The organism is Xanthomonas cissicola (assembly GCF_008801575.1).
Lineage (GTDB): Bacteria > Pseudomonadota > Gammaproteobacteria > Xanthomonadales > Xanthomonadaceae > Xanthomonas > Xanthomonas cissicola.
The window spans coordinates 49,114-73,141 of sequence record NZ_VZPL01000013.1 but is presented as its reverse complement, the minus strand read 5'-3'; the positions used below and the strand labels follow the sequence as shown (position 1 = coordinate 73,141).

The 24,028-nt window shown below is 65.1% G+C and carries 17 protein-coding genes and 1 pseudogene; 4 read left to right on the top strand and 14 right to left on the bottom strand.

The features are described from left to right. Positions 1-128: 128 nt before the first annotated feature. The 4 genes from F7R02_RS08035 to F7R02_RS08020 all read right to left on the bottom strand — a co-directional run bounded on the left by F7R02_RS08035 (position 129) and on the right by F7R02_RS08020 (position 4,467). Complete coding sequence (locus F7R02_RS08035; RefSeq protein ID WP_078591108.1) at positions 129-974, bottom strand: alpha/beta fold hydrolase; 846 nt, start codon at positions 972-974, stop codon at positions 129-131. Between the two features lie 194 nt (positions 975-1,168). Then, entirely contained in the window at positions 1,169-3,760 is a 2,592-nt protein-coding gene (locus F7R02_RS08030) for a bifunctional aconitate hydratase 2/2-methylisocitrate dehydratase (RefSeq protein ID WP_078591107.1), read from the bottom strand. 51 nt (positions 3,761-3,811) lie between these two features. Further along, complete coding sequence (locus F7R02_RS08025) at positions 3,812-4,222, bottom strand: type II toxin-antitoxin system VapC family toxin (RefSeq protein ID WP_003486318.1); 411 nt, start codon at positions 4,220-4,222, stop codon at positions 3,812-3,814. Further along, positions 4,219-4,467, bottom strand: a complete 249-nt coding sequence (locus F7R02_RS08020; RefSeq protein ID WP_003486316.1) for an AbrB/MazE/SpoVT family DNA-binding domain-containing protein — start codon at positions 4,465-4,467, stop codon at positions 4,219-4,221. The genes F7R02_RS08025 and F7R02_RS08020 overlap by 4 nt, the downstream gene beginning before the upstream one ends. A 147-nt stretch (positions 4,468-4,614) precedes the next feature. Between F7R02_RS08020 and acnA the strand changes: the two genes are divergently transcribed. Continuing rightward, positions 4,615-7,386 carry an aconitate hydratase AcnA gene (gene acnA, locus F7R02_RS08015; protein WP_078591106.1) on the top strand — a complete coding sequence of 924 codons (2,772 nt, stop codon included), beginning with the start codon at positions 4,615-4,617 and terminating at the stop codon, positions 7,384-7,386. A 383-nt stretch (positions 7,387-7,769) separates the two neighbouring features. Here acnA and F7R02_RS08010 read toward each other — a convergent pair whose 3' ends face one another. Then, positions 7,770-8,168: a hypothetical protein gene (locus F7R02_RS08010; protein WP_078591105.1), complete on the bottom strand. Its 399-nt coding sequence runs from the start codon at positions 8,166-8,168 to the stop codon at positions 7,770-7,772. Positions 8,169-8,316: 148 nt separating this feature from the next. Between F7R02_RS08010 and rpfB the strand changes: the two genes are divergently transcribed. Both rpfB and rpfF read left to right on the top strand, forming a co-directional pair. Further along, positions 8,317-9,999: a fatty acyl-CoA ligase RpfB gene (gene rpfB, locus F7R02_RS08005; protein WP_078591104.1), complete on the top strand. Its 1,683-nt coding sequence runs from the start codon at positions 8,317-8,319 to the stop codon at positions 9,997-9,999. A gap of 175 nt (positions 10,000-10,174) precedes the next feature. Next, positions 10,175-11,044 (top strand): diffusible signal factor synthase RpfF, encoded by an 870-nt coding sequence (rpfF, locus tag F7R02_RS08000; RefSeq protein ID WP_003486308.1) that lies wholly within the window; start codon positions 10,175-10,177, stop codon positions 11,042-11,044. A gap of 12 nt (positions 11,045-11,056) precedes the next feature. Here rpfF and rpfC read toward each other — a convergent pair whose 3' ends face one another. The 6 genes and pseudogenes from rpfC to F7R02_RS07970 all read right to left on the bottom strand — a co-directional run bounded on the left by rpfC (position 11,057) and on the right by F7R02_RS07970 (position 19,189). Beyond that, positions 11,057-13,237, bottom strand: coding sequence for a sensor histidine kinase RpfC (gene rpfC / locus F7R02_RS07995; protein ID WP_078591103.1), 2,181 nt, complete (start codon positions 13,235-13,237; stop codon positions 11,057-11,059). A gap of 7 nt (positions 13,238-13,244) precedes the next feature. Further along, positions 13,245-13,871: pseudogene (locus F7R02_RS07990) on the bottom strand (RpfH protein). A gap of 1 nt (position 13,872) precedes the next feature. After that, positions 13,873-15,009, bottom strand: coding sequence for a cyclic di-GMP phosphodiesterase response regulator RpfG (gene rpfG / locus F7R02_RS07985; RefSeq protein ID WP_033480511.1), 1,137 nt, complete (start codon positions 15,007-15,009; stop codon positions 13,873-13,875). A gap of 141 nt (positions 15,010-15,150) precedes the next feature. Next, entirely contained in the window at positions 15,151-16,668 is a 1,518-nt protein-coding gene (gene lysS, locus F7R02_RS07980; RefSeq protein WP_005922788.1) for a lysine--tRNA ligase, read from the bottom strand. Positions 16,669-16,873: 205 nt separating this feature from the next. Then, positions 16,874-17,999 (bottom strand): peptide chain release factor 2 gene (gene prfB, locus F7R02_RS07975; RefSeq protein ID WP_098477619.1). Its coding sequence is split into 2 segments (ribosomal slippage): positions 16,874-17,923 and positions 17,925-17,999, totalling 1,125 coding nucleotides; the frame shifts between segments, so codons are not numbered across the junction. Positions 18,000-18,241: 242 nt separating this feature from the next. Then, entirely contained in the window at positions 18,242-19,189 is a 948-nt protein-coding gene (locus F7R02_RS07970) for a LytTR family DNA-binding domain-containing protein (protein WP_078591047.1), read from the bottom strand. A gap of 159 nt (positions 19,190-19,348) precedes the next feature. Between F7R02_RS07970 and F7R02_RS07965 the strand changes: the two genes are divergently transcribed. Further along, positions 19,349-20,563, top strand: a complete 1,215-nt coding sequence (locus tag F7R02_RS07965; protein WP_078591046.1) for an acyltransferase family protein — start codon at positions 19,349-19,351, stop codon at positions 20,561-20,563. A gap of 326 nt (positions 20,564-20,889) precedes the next feature. On the opposite strand, the gene recJ is transcribed toward F7R02_RS07965, so the two are convergent. From recJ to greA, 3 genes are read right to left on the bottom strand one after another with little or no spacing between them, the layout of a single operon-like run. Beyond that, entirely contained in the window at positions 20,890-22,629 is a 1,740-nt protein-coding gene (gene recJ, locus F7R02_RS07960) for a single-stranded-DNA-specific exonuclease RecJ (RefSeq protein ID WP_078591045.1), read from the bottom strand. Then, on the bottom strand, positions 22,626-23,546 hold the full coding sequence (locus F7R02_RS07955) for a phosphoglycerate mutase (RefSeq protein ID WP_078591044.1): 921 nt from the start codon (positions 23,544-23,546) through the stop codon (positions 22,626-22,628). The genes recJ and F7R02_RS07955 overlap by 4 nt, the downstream gene beginning before the upstream one ends. Before the next feature lie 16 nt (positions 23,547-23,562). Next, positions 23,563-24,027, bottom strand: a complete 465-nt coding sequence (gene greA, locus F7R02_RS07950; protein ID WP_003486289.1) for a transcription elongation factor GreA — start codon at positions 24,025-24,027, stop codon at positions 23,563-23,565. Between the last annotated feature and the right edge of the window lies 1 nt (position 24,028).

Genomic DNA, 24,028 nt, shown 5'->3' with positions numbered 1-24,028 from the left:
CCTACGAAAGAGGGCTTTAAGCCCCTCTCCCCGCGGGAGAGGGGTTGGGGTGAGGGTACGGCCAACCACGCAGCGCGCCGACGCCGTACCCGCATCCGCCCCGCGGGCACCAGGCGAGGTCATCGCCCTCATCCCACACGCATCAGCTCCACCTCGGTCTCACCCACCGTCCGCTTCAGCCATCCCAGCAACTGCGCGTTGACGAAGGCCGGGTTCTCCAGCGAGGCGATATGTCCTGCGTCCGGGATCAGCTCGTAATCGCAGCAGATTGCCTCGGCCATCATCCACACCTCTTCGGGCGGGCGCGGAATATCCTCGGCGCCACCGAGCAGGAAGGTGTTGGCCGGATCCAGTCCAGACAGGGCATCCAGTCGATTGGTTCGGCCGAAGATCAGCCGGCCCAGTGGCACGATGGATGCGCGCAACTGCTCGGCCGACATGGCAGCCAGACGCTGCGCAAAGGCGGCCGGCAGTGCCGATCTCAGATCGATGCCGGGGCGGAAGAAGATCGGAACGATCGCCTCGATCAACGCAGGCGTCACCTGCCCGGCCGTCTCGATCGCATCGAGCAGGCCGAAATAGCGCGCACGCGTGGCGGTTGGCTCGGCGCCCAGGAAGGTGTCCATCAACACCAGGCTGCACACGCGCTCCGGCGCCATCAGGGCAAGCTCGGCGGCCCACATGCCGCCCACCGACAGGCCGACCACCGCGCACTGCGGCAACTTCAGTGCGTCCAGCAGGGCCAGCATGTGCCGGGCAAGATCGCCGATCTGCTGCGTGCCGTGCGGCAACGGACCTGACTGCCCATGCCCCCACAGCTCGGGAACGATGACCTGGTAGTGCTGCGAGAGCGCCTGTATCTGCAGCTCCCACATCGCAGCGTCCCAGAGATAACTGTGGCCAAGCAAGACCGGGAAACCGCGGCCGTGTTGCGTGTAATGCAGGGTTTGACCGGAGATTGTGCAAGTGGGCATGGGCATCAACGGGCAGTGGTAGAGCGGCCGGACTCTAGACCTGCGTACTTCAGATTTTTGTTGCAATGCCACAATCCAGTCAGCTGGTATTTGTTTTAACGCCGGGCATCGTGAGCACAACACGAAGCCATTGCCTGGAAAGCGAAATGCCCGGCAGTGCCGGGCATTTCGGGACGACCAACCTTCTGGATGAATCAGGCGGCGACGGTCTCTGCCACGTTCTGATACTCCTGGATCTGATCGAAGTTCATGTAGCGATAGATCTGCTCGCCACTGGTCTTGATCACGCCCACATCGGCCATGTACTCGTCCTTGGTCGGAATGCGGCCCAGGCGCGAACAAATTGCCGCCAGTTCCGCCGAGCCCAGGTACACATTGGTGTTGCGGCCCAGACGGTTCGGGAAGTTACGCGTGGAGGTGGAGAACACCGTGGCGCCCTCGCGCGCCTGCGCCTGGTTGCCCATGCACAGCGAGCAGCCCGGCATTTCCATACGCGCCCCGGCCGCGCCGAAGGTGCCGTAGTGGCCTTCCTTGGTCAGCTCGGAGGCATCCATCTTGGTCGGCGGAGCCACCCACAACCGGGTCGGGATGTCGCGCTTGCCTTCCAGCAGCTTGGCCGCTGCGCGGAAGTGGCCGATGTTGGTCATGCACGAACCAATGAACACTTCGTCGATGGCCGCACCGGCCACGTCCGACAGCGTCTTGACGTCGTCCGGGTCGTTCGGGCACGCCACGATCGGCTCATGGATATCGGCCAGGTCGATCTCGATGACCGCAGCGTACTCGGCGTCGGCATCGGGCTGCAGCAGCTGCGGATCGGCCAGCCACTCTTCCATCTTCTTGATGCGGCGGCCCAGGGTGCGCGCATCGGCATAGCCTTCGGCAATCATCCAGCGCAGCAGGGTGATGTTGCTGGTCAGGTATTCGATGATCGGCGCCTTGTCCAGGTGCACGGTGCAACCGGCCGCCGAACGCTCGGCCGAGGCATCGGACAGCTCGAACGCCTGCTCCACCTTCAGGTTCGGCAAGCCTTCGATTTCCAGGATGCGGCCGGAGAAGATGTTCTTCTTGCCCTGCTTGGCCACGGTCAGCAGGCCCTGCTTGATCGCGTACAGCGGGATCGCGTTGACCAGGTCGCGCAGGGTCACGCCCGGCTGCATCTGCCCCTTGAACCGCACCAGCACGCTCTCGGGCATGTCCAGCGGCATCACGCCGGTGGCCGCTGCGAACGCCACCAGGCCGGAGCCGGCCGGGAACGAGATGCCGATCGGGAAGCGGGTGTGCGAGTCGCCGCCGGTGCCGACGGTGTCGGGCAGCAGCATGCGGTTGAGCCAGCTGTGGATCACGCCATCGCCCGGACGCAGCGACACGCCGCCGCGGGTGGAGATGAACTCCGGCAGCGTGTGGTGGGTCTTGACGTCCACCGGCTTCGGGTACGCGGCGGTGTGGCAGAACGACTGCATCACCAGATCGGCGGAGAAGCCCAGGCAGGCCAGGTCCTTCAGCTCGTCGCGGGTCATCGGCCCGGTGGTGTCCTGCGAGCCCACCGAAGTCATCTTCGGTTCGCAATAGGTGCCCGGGCGCATGCCCTGGCCTTCCGGCAGGCCGCAGGCGCGGCCGACCATCTTCTGCGCCAGCGAGAAACCCTTGCCGGTGTCCGGCGGGTCCATCGGCAGCCGGAACAGGTCCGAGGCCGGCAGGCCGAGGAACTCGCGCGCCTTGGCGGTGAGGCCGCGGCCGACGATCAACGGGATGCGGCCACCGGCGCGCACTTCGTCGAACAGCACGTCCGACTTCATCGCGAACTCGGCGATCACCTGCCCGTTCTTCAGCGCCTTGCCGTCGTACGGACGCAGCTCGACCACATCGCCATGCTCCATCTGCGACACGTCCAGCTCGATCGGCAAGGCGCCGGCATCTTCCATGGTGTTGTAGAAAATCGGGGCGATCTTGCTGCCCAGGCACACGCCGCCGAAGCGCTTGTTCGGGATGTACGGAATGTCTTCGCCGGTCCACCACAGCACCGAGTTGGTCGCCGACTTGCGCGAGGAACCGGTCCCGACCACATCGCCCACGTAGGCGACCAGATGGCCCTTGTCCTTGAGCTCGGCGATCGCCTGGATCGGGCCGCGCTTGCCGTCTTCCTCCGGCTCGAACGCGGCGCCGTCGCGCTTGTTCTTCAGCATCGCCAGCGCGTGCAACGGGATGTCCGGGCGGGTGGTGGCGTCCGGCGCCGGCGACAGGTCGTCGGTATTGGTCTCGCCCGGCACCTTGAACACGGTGACGGTCAGGCTCTGCGGCACTTCCGGCCTGCTGGTGAACCACTCGGCATCGGCCCAGCTCTCCAGCACGGCCTTGGCATGCGTATTACCGGCTTGCGCCTTTTCCTGCACGTCGTGAAACGCATCGAACACCAGCAAGGTGTGCTTGAGCGCTTCGGCGGCGGTGGCGCCCAGCTCGGCGTTGTCCAGCAGGTCGATCAGCGGCTGGATGTTGTAGCCACCCAGCATGGTGCCGAGCAGTTCGGTGGCGCGCGTGGGGCTGATCAGCGCGGTGGTCTCGGTGCCGAAGGCCACCGCGGCCAGGTACGAGGCCTTGACCTTGGCAGCGTCGTCGACGCCGGCGGGCACGCGCTGGCTGAGCAGTTCGACCAGGAACTCCTCTTCACCGGCAGGCGGCGCCTTGAGCAGCTCGATGACCTCGGCGGTCTGCTGCGCGGTCAGCGGCAACGGCGGGATACCGAGCGCGGCGCGCTCTGCAACGTGGTGGCGATAGGCTTCCAACATGCGGGTTCTCCAAAAAAGCAGCGGTGAAGGTGGTAAAGCGCAAAACGTGGATCAGGGGGCGGGTTTGGGAACGACGATCTTCAAACCCTTGAAGTAATCGCGGAAGAAGCCCTCGTCGCGGGTGATCAACCCGTCGCACTGGAGCATCGCGTGGGCGCCGATCAGAAAGTCGGCCACCACCCGCTCGCGCTTGCCGCCGCGCGCGCGAAAGCGCTTGTTCATATGGCCGGCGCGCACTGCCGCCGCTTCCTGGGTGGCTTCGTAGCGCACGCCGATCGAGGCCAGGGTTTCCATCAGGTCGACCTGGGTGTCGAGCATGGCCAGCACCTCGGCCACCACCGCGTCGCAGACCACCACTTCGTCGCGCGCGAGGGCGTCGCCGATGCAGATCTCCGACACTTCGCCATAGACCGGGTCGCCGATCAGGATGTCCAGCAGGACCGAGGAATCCAGGGCGATCATGGGTCGAACGGGTCTCCGGGGGCGCGGCCACGGATCACGCGCATCGCCGCATCTGTGCTGGTCAGGCCGTCGACCAGCTTGAACTTGCCGCGCACCTTGCGCAGCGCCTCGCTGACGTCCTTGCGCAGGATGATGCGCCCGCCGTCGAGCTCGATCTTCAACGTGGTGCCCTTGGTCAGGCCCAGGGCATCGCGCACTGCCTTTGGCAGCGTGATCTGTCCGCGTTCGGCAACGGTGGCTTCCATGAGCATGCTCCAGAAAGTATGCATGCATCATACGTACTTACGCCGTCCTACTCAAGTTCGCAGATCTGTCTGGACACACCGTACGTACACACTGAATCGCTCAGAATGAGCGCCTACCTAAAGCCTTCGATGCCATAGGAGTGATGCATGAGCGATTCCTTTTCCACTCGCACCTCACTTGAGGTCCACGGCAAGCGCTACGCGTACTACAGCCTGCCGAAGCTGGGCGAACGCTTCGATATCGGCCACCTGCCCTATTCGATGAAGATCCTGCTGGAGAACCTGCTACGCCATGAAGACGGCGGCGTGACCGTTGGCAAGGACCATATCGAAGCGGTTGCCAAGTGGGACCCTAGCGCCGAGCCCGATACCGAAATCGCCTTCATGCCGGCGCGCGTGGTGCTGCAGGATTTCACCGGCGTGCCCTGCGTGGTCGACCTGGCCGCAATGCGCGATGCGGTGGTCAAGCTCGGCGGCAATGCCGACCAGATCAATCCGCAGATTCCCTCCGAACTGGTCATCGACCACTCGGTACAGGTGGATGTATTCGGCAAGCCGGACGCGCTCGACCTCAACGGCAAGATCGAATTCCAGCGTAACCAGGAACGCTACGGCTTCCTGCGCTGGGGCCAGAAGGCGTTCGAGAACTTCAAGGTGGTGCCGCCCAACACCGGCATCGTTCACCAGGTGAACCTGGAAAACCTGGCGCGCGTGGTGATGAGCGCCGACAAGGACGGCACCTTGGTCGCCTACCCCGACACCGTGTTCGGTACCGACAGCCACACCACCATGATCAATGGCATCGGCGTGCTGGGCTGGGGCGTGGGCGGCATCGAGGCCGAAGCGGCCATGCTGGGGCAGCCCTCCTCGATGCTGATTCCGCAGGTCGTGGGCTTCAAGCTCACTGGCAAGTTGCCCGAGGGCGCCACTGCCACCGACCTGGTGCTGACGGTCACCCAGATGCTGCGCAAGCTCGGCGTGGTGGGCAAGTTCGTCGAGTTCTATGGCGACGGCCTGCAGCACCTGCCGCTGGCCGACCGCGCCACCATCGGCAACATGGCGCCCGAATACGGCGCCACCTGCGGCATCTTCCCGGTCGACGAGGAGTCGCTGACCTATCTGCGCCTGTCCGGCCGCAGCGAGGAGCAGATTGCGTTGGTCGAGGCCTATGCCAAGGCGCAGGGCCTGTGGCACGACGCCGCCACCCCACCCGCCCGATACAGCGCCACGCTGGAACTGGACATGGGCCAGGTCAAGCCATCGCTGGCCGGCCCCAAGCGCCCGCAGGACCGCGTGCTGCTGGAAGACATGCAGTCCAACTACCGCGAAAGCCTCAAGCCGTTCTCCGACGCGCGCAGCAAGAAGCTGGCCGATCTCAAGCAGGAAGACCGCCTCAAGAACGAAGGTGGCGGCGGCACCGCCGTCGGTGCGAAGGCGTCACAGGCAGAAAGCGCCAGCGCCAGCGGTGCCGGTTGGCAGCTGCGCGATGGCTCGGTGGTCATCGCCGCGATCACCTCCTGCACCAACACCTCCAACCCGGCGGTGATGCTGGGCGCCGGGCTGCTCGCGCGCAATGCCGCAGCCAAGGGACTGAAGGCGCAGCCGTGGGTCAAGACCTCGCTCGGGCCGGGTTCGCGCGTGGTCACCGACTATCTTGAAAAGGCCGGCGTGCTCGCCGACCTGGAAAAGCTTGGTTTCTACGTGGTCGGCTACGGCTGCACCACCTGCATCGGCAACTCCGGCCCGCTGCCGGAAGACGTGTCTGCAGCCATTGCCAAGGACGATCTGGTGGTGACTTCGGTGTTGTCGGGCAACCGCAACTTCGAAGGCCGCGTGCACCCCGAGGTCAAGATGAATTATCTGGCCTCGCCGCCGCTGGTGGTGGCCTACGCCATCGCCGGCACCACCGATATCGACCTCACCACCGAGCCGCTGGGCACCGGCAGCGATGGGCAGCCGGTGTATCTGCGCGACATCTGGCCGAGCAACAAGGAAATCGGCGACACCATCGCCGCCACCGTCGGCCCGGAGATGTTCAAGCAGAACTACGCCGACGTGTTCAAGGGCGACACGCGCTGGAACACCATTGCCTCGCCCGATGGCGCGCTGTACGAGTGGGACGCAGCCTCGACCTACATCAAGAACCCGCCCTACTTCGACGGCATGACCATGCAGGTGGGCAACGTGGACGACGTGCACGGCGCGCGCATCATGGGCCTGTTCGGCGACTCGATCACCACCGATCACATCTCCCCGGCCGGCAACATCAAGAAAGATTCGCCGGCAGGCCGCTTCCTGCAGGAACGCGGCGTACAGCCGGCAGACTTCAACAGCTACGGCAGCCGCCGCGGCAACGATGACGTGATGGTGCGCGGCACCTTCGCCAACATCCGCATCAAGAACCTGATGTTCGGCGGCGAAGAAGGCGGCAACACGCTGTATTACCCAGCCAACGGCGGCCAGCCGGAAAAGCTGGCCATCTACGATGCCGCGATGAAGTACAAGGCCGATGGCGTGCCGCTGGTGGTGCTGGCGGGCAAGGAATACGGCACCGGGTCCTCACGCGACTGGGCGGCCAAGGGCACCAACCTGCTCGGGGTCAAGGCCGTGATCGCCGAAAGCTTCGAGCGCATCCATCGCTCCAACCTGGTGGGCATGGGCGTGCTGCCGCTGCAGTTCCTGGAAAACGAAAACGCCCAGACGCTCGGCCTGGATGGTTCGGAAGTGCTGGACATCACCGGCCTGCAGGACGGCGCCAGCCGCCGTGCCACCGTCAATGCGAAAAAGCCCGATGGCAGCGTCAAACAGTTCCAGGTCAAGGTGCTGCTGCTGACACCCAAGGAGGTGGAGTACTTCAAGCACGGCGGCCTGCTGCAGTATGTGCTGCGTCAGCTAGCGGCACGCAAGGCCGCCGCCTGACCACAACGCGTATCGCGCTCCAACGATGCAACGCACTCCCGCCGCTCGGCGGGAGCGGCGTTTCAGGCCTTGTGAAACCGGCGATCACGCCGCGGTAAGCAAAGCGCGCGGCCTCCCCGCCGTTGGTGTTGCCCTATGCCATCGCCGGCACCACGGACATCGATCACCGCCGAAATGCTTGGCCGAGAAGATGGCGGCGACACCCTTGGATGACCCAGCTAACGGCGGCCAGCCGGATGAGCCACCTCCGAGCTCAGCGCCACGCGCCGGCATTACCGGGCGACCCGCGCCTGGACCGAATGCCCCACGCGCCCCGCCCGTGCACCGGCACCAGAAATCGGCCGTACCACGCGGCCAGCCACGCCCCCGCTGCGTCGGCGCGTTCAGCGTGCTGCCGGCACCCATTGCGCGTGATACAGCTGCCAGTCGCTGCCCTGCCATCGCCAACCGGTGGTGACCTGGTAGGTCTGCGCCTGATCGGGCACCCAGCGCCCGCTGCCGCCCGTCAACAACGCCGTGAAGCGCACCGTGGCGGTATCACCGGCGAGCGCCACGTCGACCGGTCCCATGGTCACGCCGATCTGTTGGTTGCCCAGCATCTGCACTCGCATCAAGCGCCGTAACCCGTCGGCGTCCAATCCGTTTTCGCCAACAAAATCCTCCGCCACCGGCGCCATCGCATCGCCGATCTCGCGTGCTTCGATTGCCTGATGCATCTGCTCCAGCGTCGCGCGCAGACGTTGTTCCGGCGCAGCACGTGTGCAGCCGAGCAAGACCAGCATGCAAAACCCCACCCACACCACGCGTCACTGCCCTTGAATGCTGCTCTGCATCACGCTTCGCCTTTTCCATGCATGACGGTATGCTGCCAGCTGTTGTAACGCCGTGGAACACACTGCGGCGCGTCGAGAACACCCTGGAGGGGGGCAGATGAATCAGGCACGTCCTTGGTTGCAAAGTTATCCGGCCGGCGTTGCCGCCGAAATCGATCTTGAGCAGTTCCGCACGGTGGCCGAGGTGTTTGCCACCTCCGTGAAACGCTTCGCCGACCGGCCTGCGTACCACAGCTTCGGCAAGACCATCACCTACCGCGAGGCGGATCAGCTGGTCGAGCACTTCGCCGCTTATCTGCTTGGCGAGTTGCAGTTGAAGAAAGGCGACCGCGTCGCCCTGATGATGCCCAACTGCCTGCAATACCCCATCGCGACCTTCGGCGTGCTGCGTGCCGGCCTGACCGTGGTCAACGTCAATCCGCTGTACACCCCCCGCGAACTCAAGCATCAGTTGATCGACTCCGGCGCCAGCGTGCTGGTGGTCATCGACAACTTCGGCACCACCGTGCAGCAGGTCATCGCCGACACGCCGGTCAGGCAAGTCATCACCACCGGCCTGGGCGACATGCTGGGCTTCCCGAAGGCGGCGCTGCTCAACTTCGTGGTCAAGTACGTCAAGAAGCTGGTGCCCGATTACCGCATCAACGGCGCGATTCGCTTCCGCGAGGCGCTGGCGCTGGGCCGCAAGCACCGCGTGCCGACGCTGCAGATCGAACCCGACGAGATCGCCTTCCTGCAGTACACCGGCGGCACCACCGGCGTGGCCAAGGGCGCCATGCTGACCCACCGCAATCTGGTCGCCAACATGCAGCAGGCGCACCAGTGGCTGGCGGGCACCGGCAAGCTGGAAGAAGGCAACGAAGTGGTGATCACCGCGCTGCCGCTGTACCACATCTTCGCATTGACTGCGAACGGCCTGGTCTTCATGAAGATCGGCGGCTGCAATCACCTGATCAGCAACCCGCGCGACATGCCAGGTTTCGTCAAGGAGCTGAAAAAGACCCGCTTCACCGCGTTCACCGGCGTCAACACGCTGTTCAATGGGCTGCTCAATACGCCCGGATTCGATCAGGTGGATTTCTCCTCGCTCAAGATGACCCTTGGCGGCGGCATGGCCGTCCAGCGCTCGGTCGCCGAGCGCTGGAAGAAAGTCACCGGCCTGACCTTGGTCGAAGCCTACGGCCTGACCGAAACCTCGCCGGCCGCATGCATCAACCCGATGGATCTGAAGGACTACAACGGTTCGATCGGCCTGCCGATTCCGTCCACCGATGCCTGCATCAAGGACGACGCCGGCGCGGAACTGCCGTTGGGCGAGATCGGCGAGCTGTGCATCAGGGGCCCGCAGGTCATGAAGGGCTACTGGAAGAAGCCCGATGAAACCGCCAAGGTCATGGACGCCGAAGGCTGGCTGCATACCGGCGACATCGCGCGCATGGACGCACAGGGCTTCGTCTACATCGTCGATCGCAAGAAGGACATGATTCTGGTGTCCGGTTTCAACGTGTACCCCAACGAGATCGAGGACGTGATCGCCGAAATGCCCGGCGTGCTGGAAGTGGCAGCCGTCGGCGTGCCGGATGACAAGTCCGGTGAGATCGTCAAGGCGGTCATCGTGAAGAAGGACCCGGCCCTGACGGCCGACGCTGTGAAGGCGCACTGCCGCGCCAACCTCACCGGCTACAAGCAGCCGCGCGTGATCGAATTCCGCAAGGAATTGCCCAAGACCAATGTCGGCAAGATCCTGCGCCGCGAGTTACGGGACGCGCCGAAGGCGTAATACCGCTTATGCCGCAGCCGAAGGCGTTCAGCCTTCTTTGACGCCCGCAACGCCGCAAGGCCTTGCGGGCGTTCGCTTTTGCACGCATAGAATCCGATGTCGGCGCACGCTCACGCGTTCAACCTCATCTCCGTCCGAAAGGCGGCCGGCCGGACGGTCATCACGGAGAACCACCATGTCTGCAGTTCAACCCTTCATTCGCACCAACATCGGCTCGACCCTACGCATCGTTGAAGAACCGCAGCGTGACGTGTACTGGATCCATATGCATGCCGACCTCGCCGTCAACCCGGGGCGTGCCTGCTTTTCGACGCGCCTGGTCGACGACATCACCGGCTACCAGAGCAACCTTGGTCAACGACTGAACAACGCCGGCGTGCTGGCTCCGCACGTGGTGCTGGCATCCGACAGCGACGTGTTCAACCTGGGCGGCGATCTGGCGTTGTTCTGCCAACTCATTCGCGAAGGCGACCGTGCTCGACTGCTTGATTACGCCCAACGCTGTGTACGCGGTGTGCACGCATTCCATGTCGGCCTCGGCGCACGCGCGCACAGCATCGCCCTGGTGCAGGGCAACGCGCTCGGCGGCGGTTTCGAAGCAGCATTGAGTTGCCACACCATCGTCGCCGAGGAAGGCGTGATGATGGGATTGCCCGAGGTGCTGTTCGACCTGTTCCCGGGGATGGGCGCCTACTCTTTCATGTGCCAGCGCGTCAGTGCGCAACTGGCGCAAAAAATCATGCTCGAAGGCAATCTGTACTCCGCCGAAGAGTTGCTCGGCATGGGCCTGGTCGATCGCGTCGTGCCGCGCGGTCAGGGCGTGGCGGCCGTCGAGCAAGTGATCCGCGAAAGCAAGCGCACACCGCATGCCTGGGCGGCGATGCAGCAAGTGCGCGAAATGACCACGGCGGTACCGCTGGAGGAAATGATGCGCATCACCGAAATCTGGGTCGATACGGCAATGCAGTTGGGCGAAAAGTCATTGCGCACCATGGACCGTCTGGTCCGCGCGCAATCGCGCCGCTCAGGGCTCGACGCCGGCTGATGCGTCGGCGGGCTATTCGCTACTCCGGGGGGAGCGCTCGTCGTCGTTGGCGCCTTGTACGCGCGCGGCGAGTGCGTCCTTTCCGGTCTGCAGCTGTTCGCGCAACGCCGACAGCCGCTGTCGCCATTCGGCCTGCAGCTGCCAATCGGCCATGCGCATCAGCTCACCGCCGCTGCCGGCCAGCTGGGCTAGCCCCAGATTGCTGGCAACGCCGCGCAACGCGTGGGCGCTTTCGCGCAGTTGTTCCCAATCCGAGCGCGTACCATCGCGCTCGATCGCGCCCACGCAGTTGTGCGCATCATCCAGACATTGCCGGACGAACTGCCGTTCGAATTCTTCGCCCATGCCCAACGCAGCGAGTTCGTCCAGCACGCTGGCATCGAGCACGCCCTCGAAACTGGTCGATGCCTGCACCACCGGCGCCGGCGTTGCCAGTGCACGTGTGCTGACGGCAAGTTCGGCCAGCGTATCGAGCAGCTTGGCGGCCACGACGGGCTTGGCCAGGAACGCGCGTGCGCCAGCTTGTTCGCAAGCGCGGATCGCTTCTGGCGTGACGTCGGCACTGAGCACCACCACCGGGGTGTAGCGTATGCCGCTGGCCTGCATCACGCGCAACTGCTTGAGCATGTCCAGGCCGCTCATGCCCGGCATGTGCAGATCCACGATCACCGCATCGAAATCTTCGTCGGCCATCACGTCCAGCACCTGCTCGGCGCCGTTGACGCACGTCACATTATGCCCTGCCTTCTCCAGCAATCGCTGCAACACCATGCGATTGGCTTCATGGTCGTCGGCCACCAGCATGCGCATGCTGCGCACGCGCGCGCGATGACGCAGGAACGGGTTGGAAAAGGCGATGACGTTGGAGGCTTCCAGCTCGTCGGGAGTCTCCAGTAGCGCCCCGACCGGCGAGCGAGCCGGCGTCGCCGCGTCCAATACGCCGATCTCCAGCGGCAACTCGAACCAGAACACGCTGCCGCCGGATGGATTGGGCGCAAAGCCAATCGCGCCGCCCATGGCCTCGACCAGGCCCTTGGCGATCGTGGTGCCCAGGCCGGTGCCTTCATAGCGGCGCGACAAACCCACGTCCGCCTGCTCGAACGCCTCGAACAGACGGGAACGCATGTCCATCGGCACGCCGATGCCGCTGTCCTCGACATCGAAACGCAGCCGCACCGTGTCGGCACCATTGCCGGAGATCCGCGCGACCCGCAGCAGCACATGCCCGTGCTCGGTGAACTTGACCGCATTGCCCAGCAGGTTGAGCAACACCTGGCGCAGATGGCCGGTGTCGCCCTTGAGTAGATCCGGCACGTCGGTGGCGACCTCGGTGCCGTAATCCAGTCCGCGCGTCTTGGCCTGCGGCTGCAGAATCATGTTGACCGAGCCGATCATCTCGCGCAGCGAGAAGTCGCGGCGATCGATACGGATCTTGCCCGCCTCGATCGCAGAAATATCGAGCACTTCTTCCACCAGCGACAGCAGGCTGCGCGCCGAAGCCTGGATGGTATTCAGGCATTCCTTCTGCTCTGCATCCAGACGCGTGGTGGCCAGCACTTCTGTCATGCCCGACAACCCGTTCAACGGGGTACGGAATTCGTGACTCATATTGGCCAGGAAGCGGCTCTTGGCCTGGTTGGCATGCCGCGCCTCGCGTACTGCGCGCGTCATCGCACGCAACAGCGAATCGAAGTACAGCGGCACCGCGATCAAACCCAGCAACAAGCCCCAGCTCAGATAGGGGTTGGCCTTCCAGTAAGGCGAAATCAGGATGGCGCTGAGAAAACTCAGGCTGGCCATCGCCGTGGCGGCACGCAGATAGGGACTGCCATAGCGCAAGCCATTGCCGATGGTCACCCACATGCAGACCGCATACAGCGGCGACGCCGGTTCGCCCTGGATTGCCATGATCGCGCCGGTGCAGGTGTAGTCGAGCACCATGCCGATCAGGCGCCGCGTATGCGACACCTGCGGCCGCAGCAGGATCGCCACCATCAGCCCCAGCGACACCACCAGCTCGCCGACCAGGATCAACCAGGTGGCCATCAACGTGTCGCCGTGGGTGTGGTGGTAGCGCCAACCCAGGTAGGAAATGAAAAGCGTGGTGATGATGATGCGGATCAGATTCTGCGCGTGTTCCGAATCCGCCCGCCCCGAAAGACGCCGCTTCAACCATGGCAATGGAGACTTCATAGACGCCTCAGACCTGCGGTCGCTTCGATGAGGATGAAAGTGCGCTGCGCGGTCCTGCAGCATCGGCGCCATGGGCATACGCGGCGATACGCGCAGCGGCATCGGCACCATCGTGCATCGGCCACAGCAACGAGAGGGGAATGACCACCAGCGCCGCCAGCAGGGCGATTCCGAACTCGATCCGCTGTTGCCCATACGGGCTGTTGGCAAACGTCGCCCCGAAACTGAGGACAGCCATGGCCACCGCCGTGTGCAGCGCATGCCTGCCAAAGCGCAAAGCATTGCCGCGCGTGACCCACATCACCATGGCGTAGAAGCAGACCATCGGCGCGGCGAACCAGGTCATCGCCAGACTGAGCAGGCCATCGTCCGACAGCATGCCGAGCGTCCGGCGCAGATGCGAGGGACGCGGCCTCGCAACGATCCACGCAAACAGCAGCAGTGCCCCGCCGTTCCCGATCGCGATCGGGCGCAGCAATCGCTGCAGAGGCCATCGCTCGGTTGCCGATGCGGGGCGCAGACCAGCGTATGGGCCAGGATCAGCCAGAGCATCAACGCGCACCAACGCCTGACCCTGCTCGCTGTCGGAGCGCCGTGCGAGTCGCCTACGCAGCTGGGCAAGCGCCGCCCTCACCTCACACCCCGGGTCGCGCCGATGCGGTGGAGAACTCGCCACAGATCTGGTCCAACTGCGCACGGCCACGCAATAGCGCATCCACGCAGCGCGGGTCGAACAGACGCCCACGTTGGGCATACAGATAGGCCAGCGCGGCGTCCATGGTCCAGGCTTCCTTGTACGGGCGTGGCGACAGCAGCGCATCGAACACGTCGGCCACCGCCACGATGCGCGCTTCCAGCGGAATCGCCTCGCCGACCAGGCCATCCGGATAACCGGTGCCGTCATAACGTTCGTGGTGACGCAGCGCGATCAAGGCGCCGACCTGGATGAAACGGTTCTGGCTGCCGCTGAGCAGCTCGTAGCCGATGCGCGGATGGCGCCGCATCACGCTCATCTCGTCGTCGGTGAGCTTGCCGGGCTTGAGCAGCACCGAATCGGGAATGGCGATCTTGCCCATGTCGTGCAACGGTGCAGCCATCTCGATGATGCGCACCTCTTCTTCCGACAGCCCCAGTTGCTCGGCGATCAGGCCGGCCACGTGCGACATGCGTTCCAGGAACGCGCTGGTGCCCGAATCGCGATACTCGATCGCGCGCGCAAGCCGCGACAAGGTTTCGCGCTCGCGCTCTTCGACCTCGTTCATGCTGGCCAGCAGGCGCTGCTCCAGCGACAACGCGCGTTGCTTGACGCTTTCGCTCTGCTGGCGCAGCTGCAGCAGGTTGGAGCAGCGCGCCCGCAACTCGCGCGGACGGATCGGCTTGACCAGGAAGTCGATCACGCCGGCTTCCAGCGCCGCCTGACGAATCGGTTCGTCGCCCACGATGGTGATCAGGATGATCGGAATATCACGGTGGCTGGGCAGCCGGCGCAGCCGACGTGCGAATTCCAGACCGTCCATGCCCGGCATGCGGTAGTCCAGCAGCAACAGGTCCACGCGCCCGGCTTCGCACCAGGCCAAGGCGTCGAGCGGATCGCCGAAGTCGTAGACCTTGAGCTCCGGCGCAATGTCCTCGATGACATGGCGCAGCATCGTCCGAGCGGACATCTGGTCATCGACAATGACGATGTTCAATCCCAGATCCGCCTTTTCCGCCCAGCTTCCCCATGTATCCGTCGACAATGCGCCGCCCGGACCCCCTAAAACATCCTGCATAGCCGTTGCTCCTCTATCTCGAGAACGGAAAAGCGATGACGCCGGCCCCTGTGCCGACTATCCCCAAACGATACGCTGTTCGGGGCTCCGCCCTAGCATATGCAGTATCTGTGCCGTCGGCACACCGCCGGCACAAAAAAATCAGGCTTCCGGACGCATATACGGGAACAGCAGGACATCGCGGATCGAGGTGCTGCCGGTCAGCAGCATCACCAGACGATCGATACCGATGCCCAGGCCGCCGGTCGGCGCCATGCCGTACTCCAAGGCACGGATGTAATCGGCATCGAAATGCATCGCTTCGTCGTCGCCGCCGTCCTTGGCTTGCACCTGCGCCTGGAAACGTGCGGCCTGGTCTTCGGGGTCGTTGAGCTCGGAAAAGCCGTTGGCCAGCTCCTTACCGTTGATGAACAGCTCGAAGCGGTCGGTGTAACCCGGCTCGGTGTCGCTGGAGCGCGCCAGCGGCGACACTTCGACCGGGTGGTCGGTGATGAAGGTCGGCTGCACCAGGGTGTGCTCCACGGTCGCCTCGAAAATCTCCAGCAGCAGCTTGCCCCAGCCGTAAGACGGCTTCACGCGGATCTTGAGCCGCTCGCAATGGCGCAGCAGCGCCTCGCGGTCGGTGCAGTCGGCCGCGCTGATTTCCGGATTATGGTGACGAACGGCCTCATCCATGCGCCAGCGCCGGAAAGCCGGCGCCAAATCGATGTCGGCACCATCCCAGCTCACCTGCGTGGTGCCCAACACCGACTGCGCAGTGTCGCGGATCACCTGCTCGGTCAGGTCCATGATCTGGTGGTACGTGGCATAAGCCTCGTAGAGCTCGAGCATGGTGAACTCGGGGTTGTGCCGGGTCGACACGCCTTCGTTGCGGAAATTGCGGTTGATCTCGTAGACGCGCTCCAGGCCACCGACCACCAGACGCTTGAGATACAGCTCTGGGGCGACCCGCAGGTACAGGTCCAGGTCCAGCGCATTGTGGTGGGTAGTGAATGGCTTGGCCGTGGCGCCGCCGGGAATGTAATGCATCATCGGCGTTTCCACTTCCAGGAAGCGGCGCGCGTCCAGCCAGGCGCGCATGGCGCGGATGATCTTGGATCGCTTGATGAAGACCTCGCGCGCTTCCGGTGTCACGATCAGGTCGACATAACGCTGGCGGTAACGCTGCTCAACATCCGACAGGCCGTGCCACTTGTCCGGCAACGGGCGCAGCGACTTGGTCAGCAGGCGCAGCGCGCTGGCCTTGACCGACAGCTCGCCGGTCTTGGTGCGGGTGAGCCCTCCCTCCACCGCCACGATGTCGCCCACATCCCAGCCCTTGAACGCGGTATAGGCATCGCCGAGCACATTGCCCTGCAGGAACAGCTGCACACGCCCGGATTCGTCCTGGATCTGCGCAAAGCTGGCCTTGCCCATCACCCGCTTGGCCATCAGGCGGCCGGCCATCCTGACCGTGCGCCCGCTGGCTTCCAGCGCTTCCGGGGTCCAGGTGTCGGCGTCGGCGAATTCTGCCTGCAGATCGCCGGCGAAGTGTTCGCGCACGAAGTCGTTCGGGTAGGCGATGCCCTGCCCGCGCAACGCGCCCAGTTTCGCGCGGCGCTCGGCGATGAGGCTGTTCTCGTCGGCGGGGGTCTGCGGCGCGGGGGTCTGCTCGGTCATGGCGGGGATCGGTCTGCTGTGGGTCGGGCGGGTGCCCGGTGGGGAATGAGGAACCGGCGGTGCCGGCACGCTTATTAGAACGAGGATGTGACGGAGGCAGGCGGTTATCGGGTTACCCGAAAGCCGCAGCGCATGACCACCGCTGCGTCACAGGCACTGCGGCGATGCGCCAGGATGCCGTCGCGACGGTCACCTGGCGCGGCGGTCAGGCATCCAGGCGTTTGGAGCCCGCTGCCAGACCGGCCTTCAGGCTGGCCTCGACGAATTCGTCCAGGTCGCCGTCCAGCACCTTCTGCGTATCGCTGCGCTCGATGCCGGTGCGTAGATCCTTGATGCGGCTCTGGTCGAGCACGTAATTGCGGATCTGGCTGCCCCAGCCGATGTCGGACTTGGTCGCTTCCAAGGCATCCTTCTCGGCGTTGCGCTTTTGCACTTCCAGCTCGTACAACTTGGCGGCCAGCATTTTCATCGCGTTGTCGCGGTTCTGGTGCTGGCTGCGGCCGGTCTGGCAGGCGACCACGGTATTGGTCGGGATGTGCGTGATACGCACCGCCGATTCGGTCTTGTTGACGTGCTGACCACCGGCACCGGACGAGCGATACACGTCGGTACGCAGGTCGGCCGGATTGATGTCGATCTCGATGTTGTCGTCCACTTCCGGCGACACGAACACCGAGGTGAAGCTGGTATGCCGGCGGTTGTCCGAGTCGAACGGCGATTTGCGCACCAGCCGATGCACGCCGATCTCGGTCTTCAGCCAGCCGTAGGCGTATTCGCCCTCGATGCGCACGGTGGCCGACTTGATGCCCGCCACTTCGCCACCGGAGACTTCCATCAACTCGGTTTTCCAGCCGCGCGACTCGGCCCAGCGCAGATACATGCGCAGCAGGATTTCGGCCCAGTCCTGCGCCTCGGTGCCGCCGGCGCCAGCCTGGATGTCGACGAACGCGTTGGCGCTGTCCATCTGGCCGGAGAACATGCGCTGGAATTCCAGCTTTTCGACATGCGCCTGGTAGTTGTCCAGATCGGCGATCACCGCCACCGCAGTGTCTTCGTCCTGTTCGCTCTCGGCCAGCTCCAGCAGGTCGCCCGCATCGGCCAGGCCCGCCAGCACATCGGCAATGCCGATCACGGTCTTTTCCAGCATCGAACGCTCGCGGCCCAGGGCCTGCGCGCGTTCGGCGTCGTTCCACACATCCGGACTCTCGAGCTCCCGGCTGACTTCCTCTAGACGCTCTTTCTTGGCGTCGTAGTCAAAGATACCCCCTGAGCGAGAGCACGCGATCGTTGAGATCGGTGATGCGCTGGCGGATCGGATTGGTTTCGATCATGACGGACTTCCGGCAAACAAGCGGGCTAGTTTAGCAAGCGGGCGGCGGCGGAACGCAATGGAACTGCGGCCGCGCGTGCGGGGACACCTGCGACACCCCAGGCTCCTGGCTGCCGCGCGACCGCAGGCTCGGCTGGTGGCCACCATGGCGTGTCGGTGTCGCAGCAGCTGCGACCTTGGGGCGCCTGGGCCAGGGACGAATCTGGGACCAGAGGCTGGTCACCCCAGGCACCCAGCGGGGGGTTATGCCACCAGTGCGTCGGATCTCGGCGCAGCGGCGCCCCGCCCGGCATGGGTACGCAAACCGGCCAGGTGGCTGCGACTGCACGGCAGCACGCTGGCATCGCGCAGATGCACGCGTGCGTCGCCGGAATCGGACGGCTCGATCGCCTGCACCTGCCCCAGATTGACCAGATAGCTGCGGTGGATGCGCACGAACACGGCCGGGTCCAGCTTCGCCTCGATCGCCGCCATGGTGCTGCGCAGCGGGTAATCGTGACCGCGCACGTGCAGGTTGACGTAGTTGCCCGAGGCCTGGATCCACTCGATATCGGCGGTCGCGACCAGGAAATCGCGTCCCAGCTTGCGCACCAGAAAACGCTCCGGGCGATCCAGCGGCTCCACTGGCGGGCCTTCGTCAGGTGCGGCGAGCAGGTGCGCCTCGCCCTGACGACGCCGTGCGTACCAGGCCAGTGCGTGCTGCACCGCCACCAGCAGTGCAAAGGTGCGCAGGTCCTTGGACAGCTCGTAGACCCACTGCAGCCAGCCGCCGAAGTCGTAGTGTGCGCCGGCCAGGGCAAAGACCAGCATGCGCAGCACCACCATGCCGCCGACATGCAGCAGCCACCAGCCCAGTGCAGCCATCACATACGCCGGCAGGCGTCGCACCCAGACATCGGCATGCAACGGCCAGCGTGCGCAGAGCCACACCACCGCCGGCAACAGCAGCAGCGCTGCGGTGGCGCTGCTCAGCTCCCAGCTCAGCACCTGCCACACCACGATGGGCTGGCCATCGCGGCGCGCGGCAAGCCAGGCGGTCCAGACGTTGCCCAGCGCGCTCACATAGAACACCAGCGACCAGATCACCACCGCCCAGCGTGTCGCAGCGCGGCCAGCGCTGTCGTGGAGGATTGGCGGGCGCGCCCCGATCGATTGCATTGCACACGTCCGCAGTTGGCAGCTGCCGATCATAGAGGCCTGCGCTACAAGGCGAAACCGCCATCCCTGCCGGCCCTATTCGTCCCTGGATGGGCACAACTGGTCACCGCGGGCCGGGCTTTCCGCCCCTGACACCACTGCTGGAGCGGGGCCGCGGGCAGGATGCAGCCACTCCTTCACCAGCCACCGACCATGACCGAGCGCCGCCACGATATCGATGCCTTGCGCGTTTTCGCCTTCGCCCTGCTGATCCTCTACCACGTGGGCATGGCCTATGTGGCCGACTGGGGGTTCCACCTCAAGAGCGTGCACACGGCCGAGTGGTTGCAGTGGCCGATGATCGTGCTCAACCGGTGGCGAATGCCGTTGCTGTTCATGATCTCCGGCATTGCGATCGGATTGTCGCAGCCGCAAGCCGCGCCCTGGCGCTTCGCGCTGCGTCGCTGCGGGCGGTTGCTGCCGCCCTTGCTGTTCGGCATGTTCGTGGTGGTGGCGGTGCAGGCCTACTGCCAGGGCGTGAGCAACGGCAAGGTCGCCACCGGGTTCGGCAGCTTCCTGCTGCGCTACTGGCAGGTGCGCCCGTGGCCGGCCGGCAGTTTCGATGGTTGGGAACACGGCATCACCTGGAATCACCTGTGGTACCTGGCCTACCTGCTGCCCTACACCGTGGCGTTGATGGCGCTGGTGTCGCTGGCCAGGCTGGTGCGGCTGCCGGCCTTACCACCGCTTCCCGCCGCCGTGGCGGTGCCGGCCCTGCTGGTGTTGCCGATCCTGTGGGAGGCGTTCTGCGTGATGTGGGTGATGCCGCGGCATCCGCCGACCCATGCGTTGGTTGGCGACTGGTTCGTGCATGCCGAATCGTTCCCGCTCTTTCTCTTGGGCTATCTGCTGGCACGCAACCAACGCTTCTGGGCCTGGACCGTGCAACTGCGCTGGCCCACCCTGGGCTGCGCCCTGCTGGCGATCGGCACCGAACTATCGATCCGCTACGTCGGCAGGCACCTGCCTCCCGCACAACTCGACGCGCTGCTGGCAAGCCTGCCGTGGGACCGCATCGAACGCATCGCGCGTTCCGCCTATACCTGGCTCGCGCTGCTGACGCTTCTTGGCTGGGCCAGGCACCGCTTGAACCGACCGTACCGCTGGCTGCCGTATTGCACCGAAGCGGTGTTTCCCTGGTACATCCTGCATCAGAGCCTGATCATCGTGGCACTGTACTGGCTGGCCCCGCTACATCTAAATGCCTGGCTGGAACCGGCGCTGGTGATCGCGGCCACTGTGATCGGCTGTCTGGCACTGCATGAGTACGTGATCCGCCGGGTGGGTTGGCTGCGGCCGTTGTTTGGGTTGCGTGGACGCACGCAGGCGGTGAACCGCCAGGTCGGTGTTACGTCAGCTGCGTCGTAACAATCTTGCGGACGCACGCTGCTTGCAACGTGCGATTCATTGGGTGGGCCATCTTTGGACGCGCCATCTGGCGCAATCCAAGCTGCGTGTCGGGATGCGTTCGAAACCACCATGTGCCCCGCCCTGTGCGCGCCGCCGTACTACTCGCCCGATTGCCGCTTCGCCGATCCTGTGGTCGGCATCAGGCGCGCTTGAGGCGAGTGGGCCGATGCCTGATCTGCTCTCAACTTGGGCCAAGCGAGCGCTTTCAGCAGCCCACCAACTGATGTCCATCGAGATGACGCCAAGTGCGACTGTCGCAAACTTCGGGGCGCCAAGACCGCAGATCAGCCAGTGACTGTCGCCGGCTCGCAATGCTCCACGATCAACTGCACTGCCGTGCCGCCGCGATAGTCGTCGGCGACCAACCGATAGGCCAGCCGCACCAAGCGCGCGGGATCGCTGCCACGCCAACCGTTGAAGTGGATGGCATTGAGCGGTTCCGCGCGTCCGGGGCACCGCAGTGTCAACTTGAGGTGGCGTTCCTTGAGCACGCGGTGCTGCAGCACCTCGAACTGACCATCGAACAGCGGCTCGGGAAAGCCCTGCCCCCATGGACCGGCCACGCGCAGCGCTTCGGCGTGCAGGTGATCGAGTTCGTGCGCGGCCAGTTCGCCGTCGCTATGCAATTGGGCATGCAGCAGCGAGGCATCCACCATCGCCGTCACCTGCGCCTGGAAGGCCTGCTCGAACGTGGCCAATGCCGCATGGTCGATACTCAACCCGGCCGCCATCGCATGGCCGCCGAACTTCTGGATCAATCCGGGATGCCGCGCGTCCACCGCCGCCAGCACATCGCGGATATGCAGGCCGGGAATCGAACGCGCCGAACCCCGCAACTGGCTGCTGCCCGGCTCGGCCGGTGCCAGCGCGATCACCGGACGGTGCAGGCGGTCCTTGAGCTTGGAGGCCACCAGACCGATCACGCCCGGGTGCCATTCGGCATCGAACAGGCATGCGGCGATCGGCAATGCACCATCGCCATCCAGCACCACCTTGGTGACGGCGTGCTCGGCATCGTCGGTCATCAACTGCTGCACCGCGCGGCGTTCGGCGTTGATCTCTTCCAGCGTGCCGGCAATCTCGCGGGCCTGGCTCCAGTCTTCGCTGAGCAACAGTTCGATACCCAGCGCCATGTCCTCGAGCCGCCCGGCGGCATTGAGGCGTGGCCCGAGCGCAAACCCGATATCGCTGGCGCTCAGCCGCGCCACATCGCGGCCGCTGGCATCGATCAAGGCACGCAACCCGATGCAGCCCTTGCCCTCGCGCAGGCGACGCAATCCAGCCGACACCAGCGCACGGTTATTGGTGTCCAGCGGTACCAAATCGGCAACGGTGCCGACTGCGACCAGATCCAGCAGCACCGACAGGTCAGGCTCGGCACGCTGGGCGAAGGCGCCGCGTGCGCGCAACACCTGTCGCAATGCTAACAACACGTAAAAGATCACCCCGACCCCGGCCAGGGTCTTGCTGGGGAAGGTGTCTTCGGCCATATTCGGGTCGACGATCGCATCGGCCGGCGGCAGCACCTCGCCCGGCAGATGGTGATCGGTAACCAGCACCGTCCAGCCGCGCGCTTTGGCTGCGGCGACGCCAGCGTGACAGGCGATGCCGTGATCGACGGTGACCAGCACATCCGGCTGCAACCCCGCCAGTTCGTCGACCAACGCAGGCGACAAGCCATAGCCATGCACCATGCGATTGGGCACGGCGTGGTGCACATCCAGCGCACCGAGCATGCGCAGGCCGCGCACACCGACGGCACAGGCGGTGGCGCCATCGCAGTCGAAATCGCCCACCACCAGAATGCGCCGTTGCTGCGCGATCGCGTCGGCCAGTAGCTCGGCGGCCACGCCGCTGTTGTGCAGCAATTCCGGCGACAACAGCTGGCCCAGTCGCGGCTGCGCGCCTTGCGCATCGGTGACACCGCGCGCTGCATAGATGCGGCGCAGCAGCGGCAACATGGTATCGGGCCAACTGCCGGCCTGCCCGGAGGGGCGCCGGACGATCCGCGGACTCGAGGTCATTGCGCCAGCTGTACCCGCGGCTTGCGCCAGAAACGCCAGCGCTGGGCGTGCGTGAGCGACACGCTTTCGCCGTCCTGAAAGTCCAATACCAACCGATCCAGTTCGCCGCGCGCCATCGCCGCCAACAGCGGCGCCACCGCATCGTCGCTGAACTGCTGCAGCGAACGCAGATGACGCAGATCCACCAGCGCATCGACGCGTTGTTCGCCCTGCGCGTCGGCACCTGCCGCCAGCGCCAGCGCGCGCAGCAGCGATTCGCGGCTGCGCACCTGGCGATGCGGCGAACTCACCGCGTGCGGCAGGACGCCGCCACCCCAGAACCACAGCGAATTGATGGCCGGCTTGCCGCTGGCGATGCGGCCTTCATTCCACGGATGTTGATGCAGCAGCACCTGCGCCTCGGTCAGCAAGGCCCGCCAACGGCGGCCGCTATCGCCGGCCGGCAGGTGCTCGAACAAGTCGTCGCCAATGGCGATATCGGGCGGCGCGAAGTCCGGCAATTTCGCATCCGGCGACAGGCGCAGATACCAACGCGATGGCGTGGGCGCGTCCAGCAGAAAACCAGCATCACCGAACATCGGCTTGAGGATGGGCAAGAGCACCGCCAGATCGTCGGCGGTGGGACCGAGCGCCTCGCCGTAGCCCATCAACCGCGCGCCCTGCATATCCGGCACCACATAGGCCGGATCCGCGCGCACCCAGGTGGCGCCGGCGGCATCGCCGGCATCCAGCTGGCGCGTCAACGCGGCCACCGGCCAGTACGCCGGAGTCAGACTGAAATGGCGCTGCAATTGCGCCACTTCGCCCGCATTGGCGGTGTGCTGATCGGCGCGCGCAAGCGCACGCGCCACTGCCGTATCGCCCAGGGTTCCGGGCAGGCGGCGTTTTTCCGGCAGCAGCAATGTGGCGGTGGTCATCGCGCAGTGATGCCGGTCAGTCCAGGTAGGCGACGCTGACGACTTCGTACTCGCGCTGGCCGGCCGGCGCATCGATGGTGACCGAATCGCCTTCCAGCTTGCCGATCAGCGCACGCGCCAACGGCGAGGAGATCGCGATCAGGCCCATCTTGATGTCCGCTTCCAGATCGCCAACGATCTGGTAGCGCTTCTCTTCGTCGGTCTCGGTATCGGCCAGCGTCACCGTGGCGCCGAACACGATCTTGGTGCCGGCCGACAACTTGGTGATGTCGATGATTTCGGCATGCGACAGCTCGCTTTCCAGCTGCTTGATGCGGCCTTCGATAAAGCTCTGTTGCTCGCGCGCCGCATGGTATTCGGCGTTTTCCTTCAGATCGCCATGCGCACGCGCTTCGGCGATCGCATTGATCACCTCCGGGCGCTTGACCGACTTCAGGTGTTCCAGCTCTTCGCGCAGGCGCTGCGCGCCCTTCGATGTCATG

Excerpts from the sequence above, each read along its gene's own strand:
- F7R02_RS08035 (WP_078591108.1), bottom strand. The coding sequence starts at position 974 with ATGCCCACTTGCACAATCTCCGGTCAAACCCTGCATTACACGCAACAC.
- F7R02_RS08030 (WP_078591107.1), bottom strand. The coding sequence starts at position 3,760 with ATGTTGGAAGCCTATCGCCACCACGTTGCAGAGCGCGCCGCGCTCGGT.
- F7R02_RS08025 (WP_003486318.1), bottom strand. The coding sequence starts at position 4,222 with ATGATCGCCCTGGATTCCTCGGTCCTGCTGGACATCCTGATCGGCGAC.
- F7R02_RS08020 (WP_003486316.1), bottom strand. The coding sequence starts at position 4,467 with ATGGAAGCCACCGTTGCCGAACGCGGACAGATCACGCTGCCAAAGGCA.
- acnA (WP_078591106.1), top strand. The coding sequence starts at position 4,615 with ATGAGCGATTCCTTTTCCACTCGCACCTCACTTGAGGTCCACGGCAAG.
- F7R02_RS08010 (WP_078591105.1), bottom strand. The coding sequence starts at position 8,168 with ATGCTGGTCTTGCTCGGCTGCACACGTGCTGCGCCGGAACAACGTCTG.
- rpfB (WP_078591104.1), top strand. The coding sequence starts at position 8,317 with ATGAATCAGGCACGTCCTTGGTTGCAAAGTTATCCGGCCGGCGTTGCC.
- rpfF (WP_003486308.1), top strand. The coding sequence starts at position 10,175 with ATGTCTGCAGTTCAACCCTTCATTCGCACCAACATCGGCTCGACCCTA.
- rpfC (WP_078591103.1), bottom strand. The coding sequence starts at position 13,237 with ATGAAGTCTCCATTGCCATGGTTGAAGCGGCGTCTTTCGGGGCGGGCG.
- rpfG (WP_033480511.1), bottom strand. The coding sequence starts at position 15,009 with ATGCAGGATGTTTTAGGGGGTCCGGGCGGCGCATTGTCGACGGATACA.
- lysS (WP_005922788.1), bottom strand. The coding sequence starts at position 16,668 with ATGACCGAGCAGACCCCCGCGCCGCAGACCCCCGCCGACGAGAACAGC.
- F7R02_RS07970 (WP_078591047.1), bottom strand. The coding sequence starts at position 19,189 with ATGATCGGCAGCTGCCAACTGCGGACGTGTGCAATGCAATCGATCGGG.
- F7R02_RS07965 (WP_078591046.1), top strand. The coding sequence starts at position 19,349 with ATGACCGAGCGCCGCCACGATATCGATGCCTTGCGCGTTTTCGCCTTC.
- recJ (WP_078591045.1), bottom strand. The coding sequence starts at position 22,629 with ATGACCTCGAGTCCGCGGATCGTCCGGCGCCCCTCCGGGCAGGCCGGC.
- F7R02_RS07955 (WP_078591044.1), bottom strand. The coding sequence starts at position 23,546 with ATGACCACCGCCACATTGCTGCTGCCGGAAAAACGCCGCCTGCCCGGA.
- greA (WP_003486289.1), bottom strand. The coding sequence starts at position 24,027 with ATGACATCGAAGGGCGCGCAGCGCCTGCGCGAAGAGCTGGAACACCTG.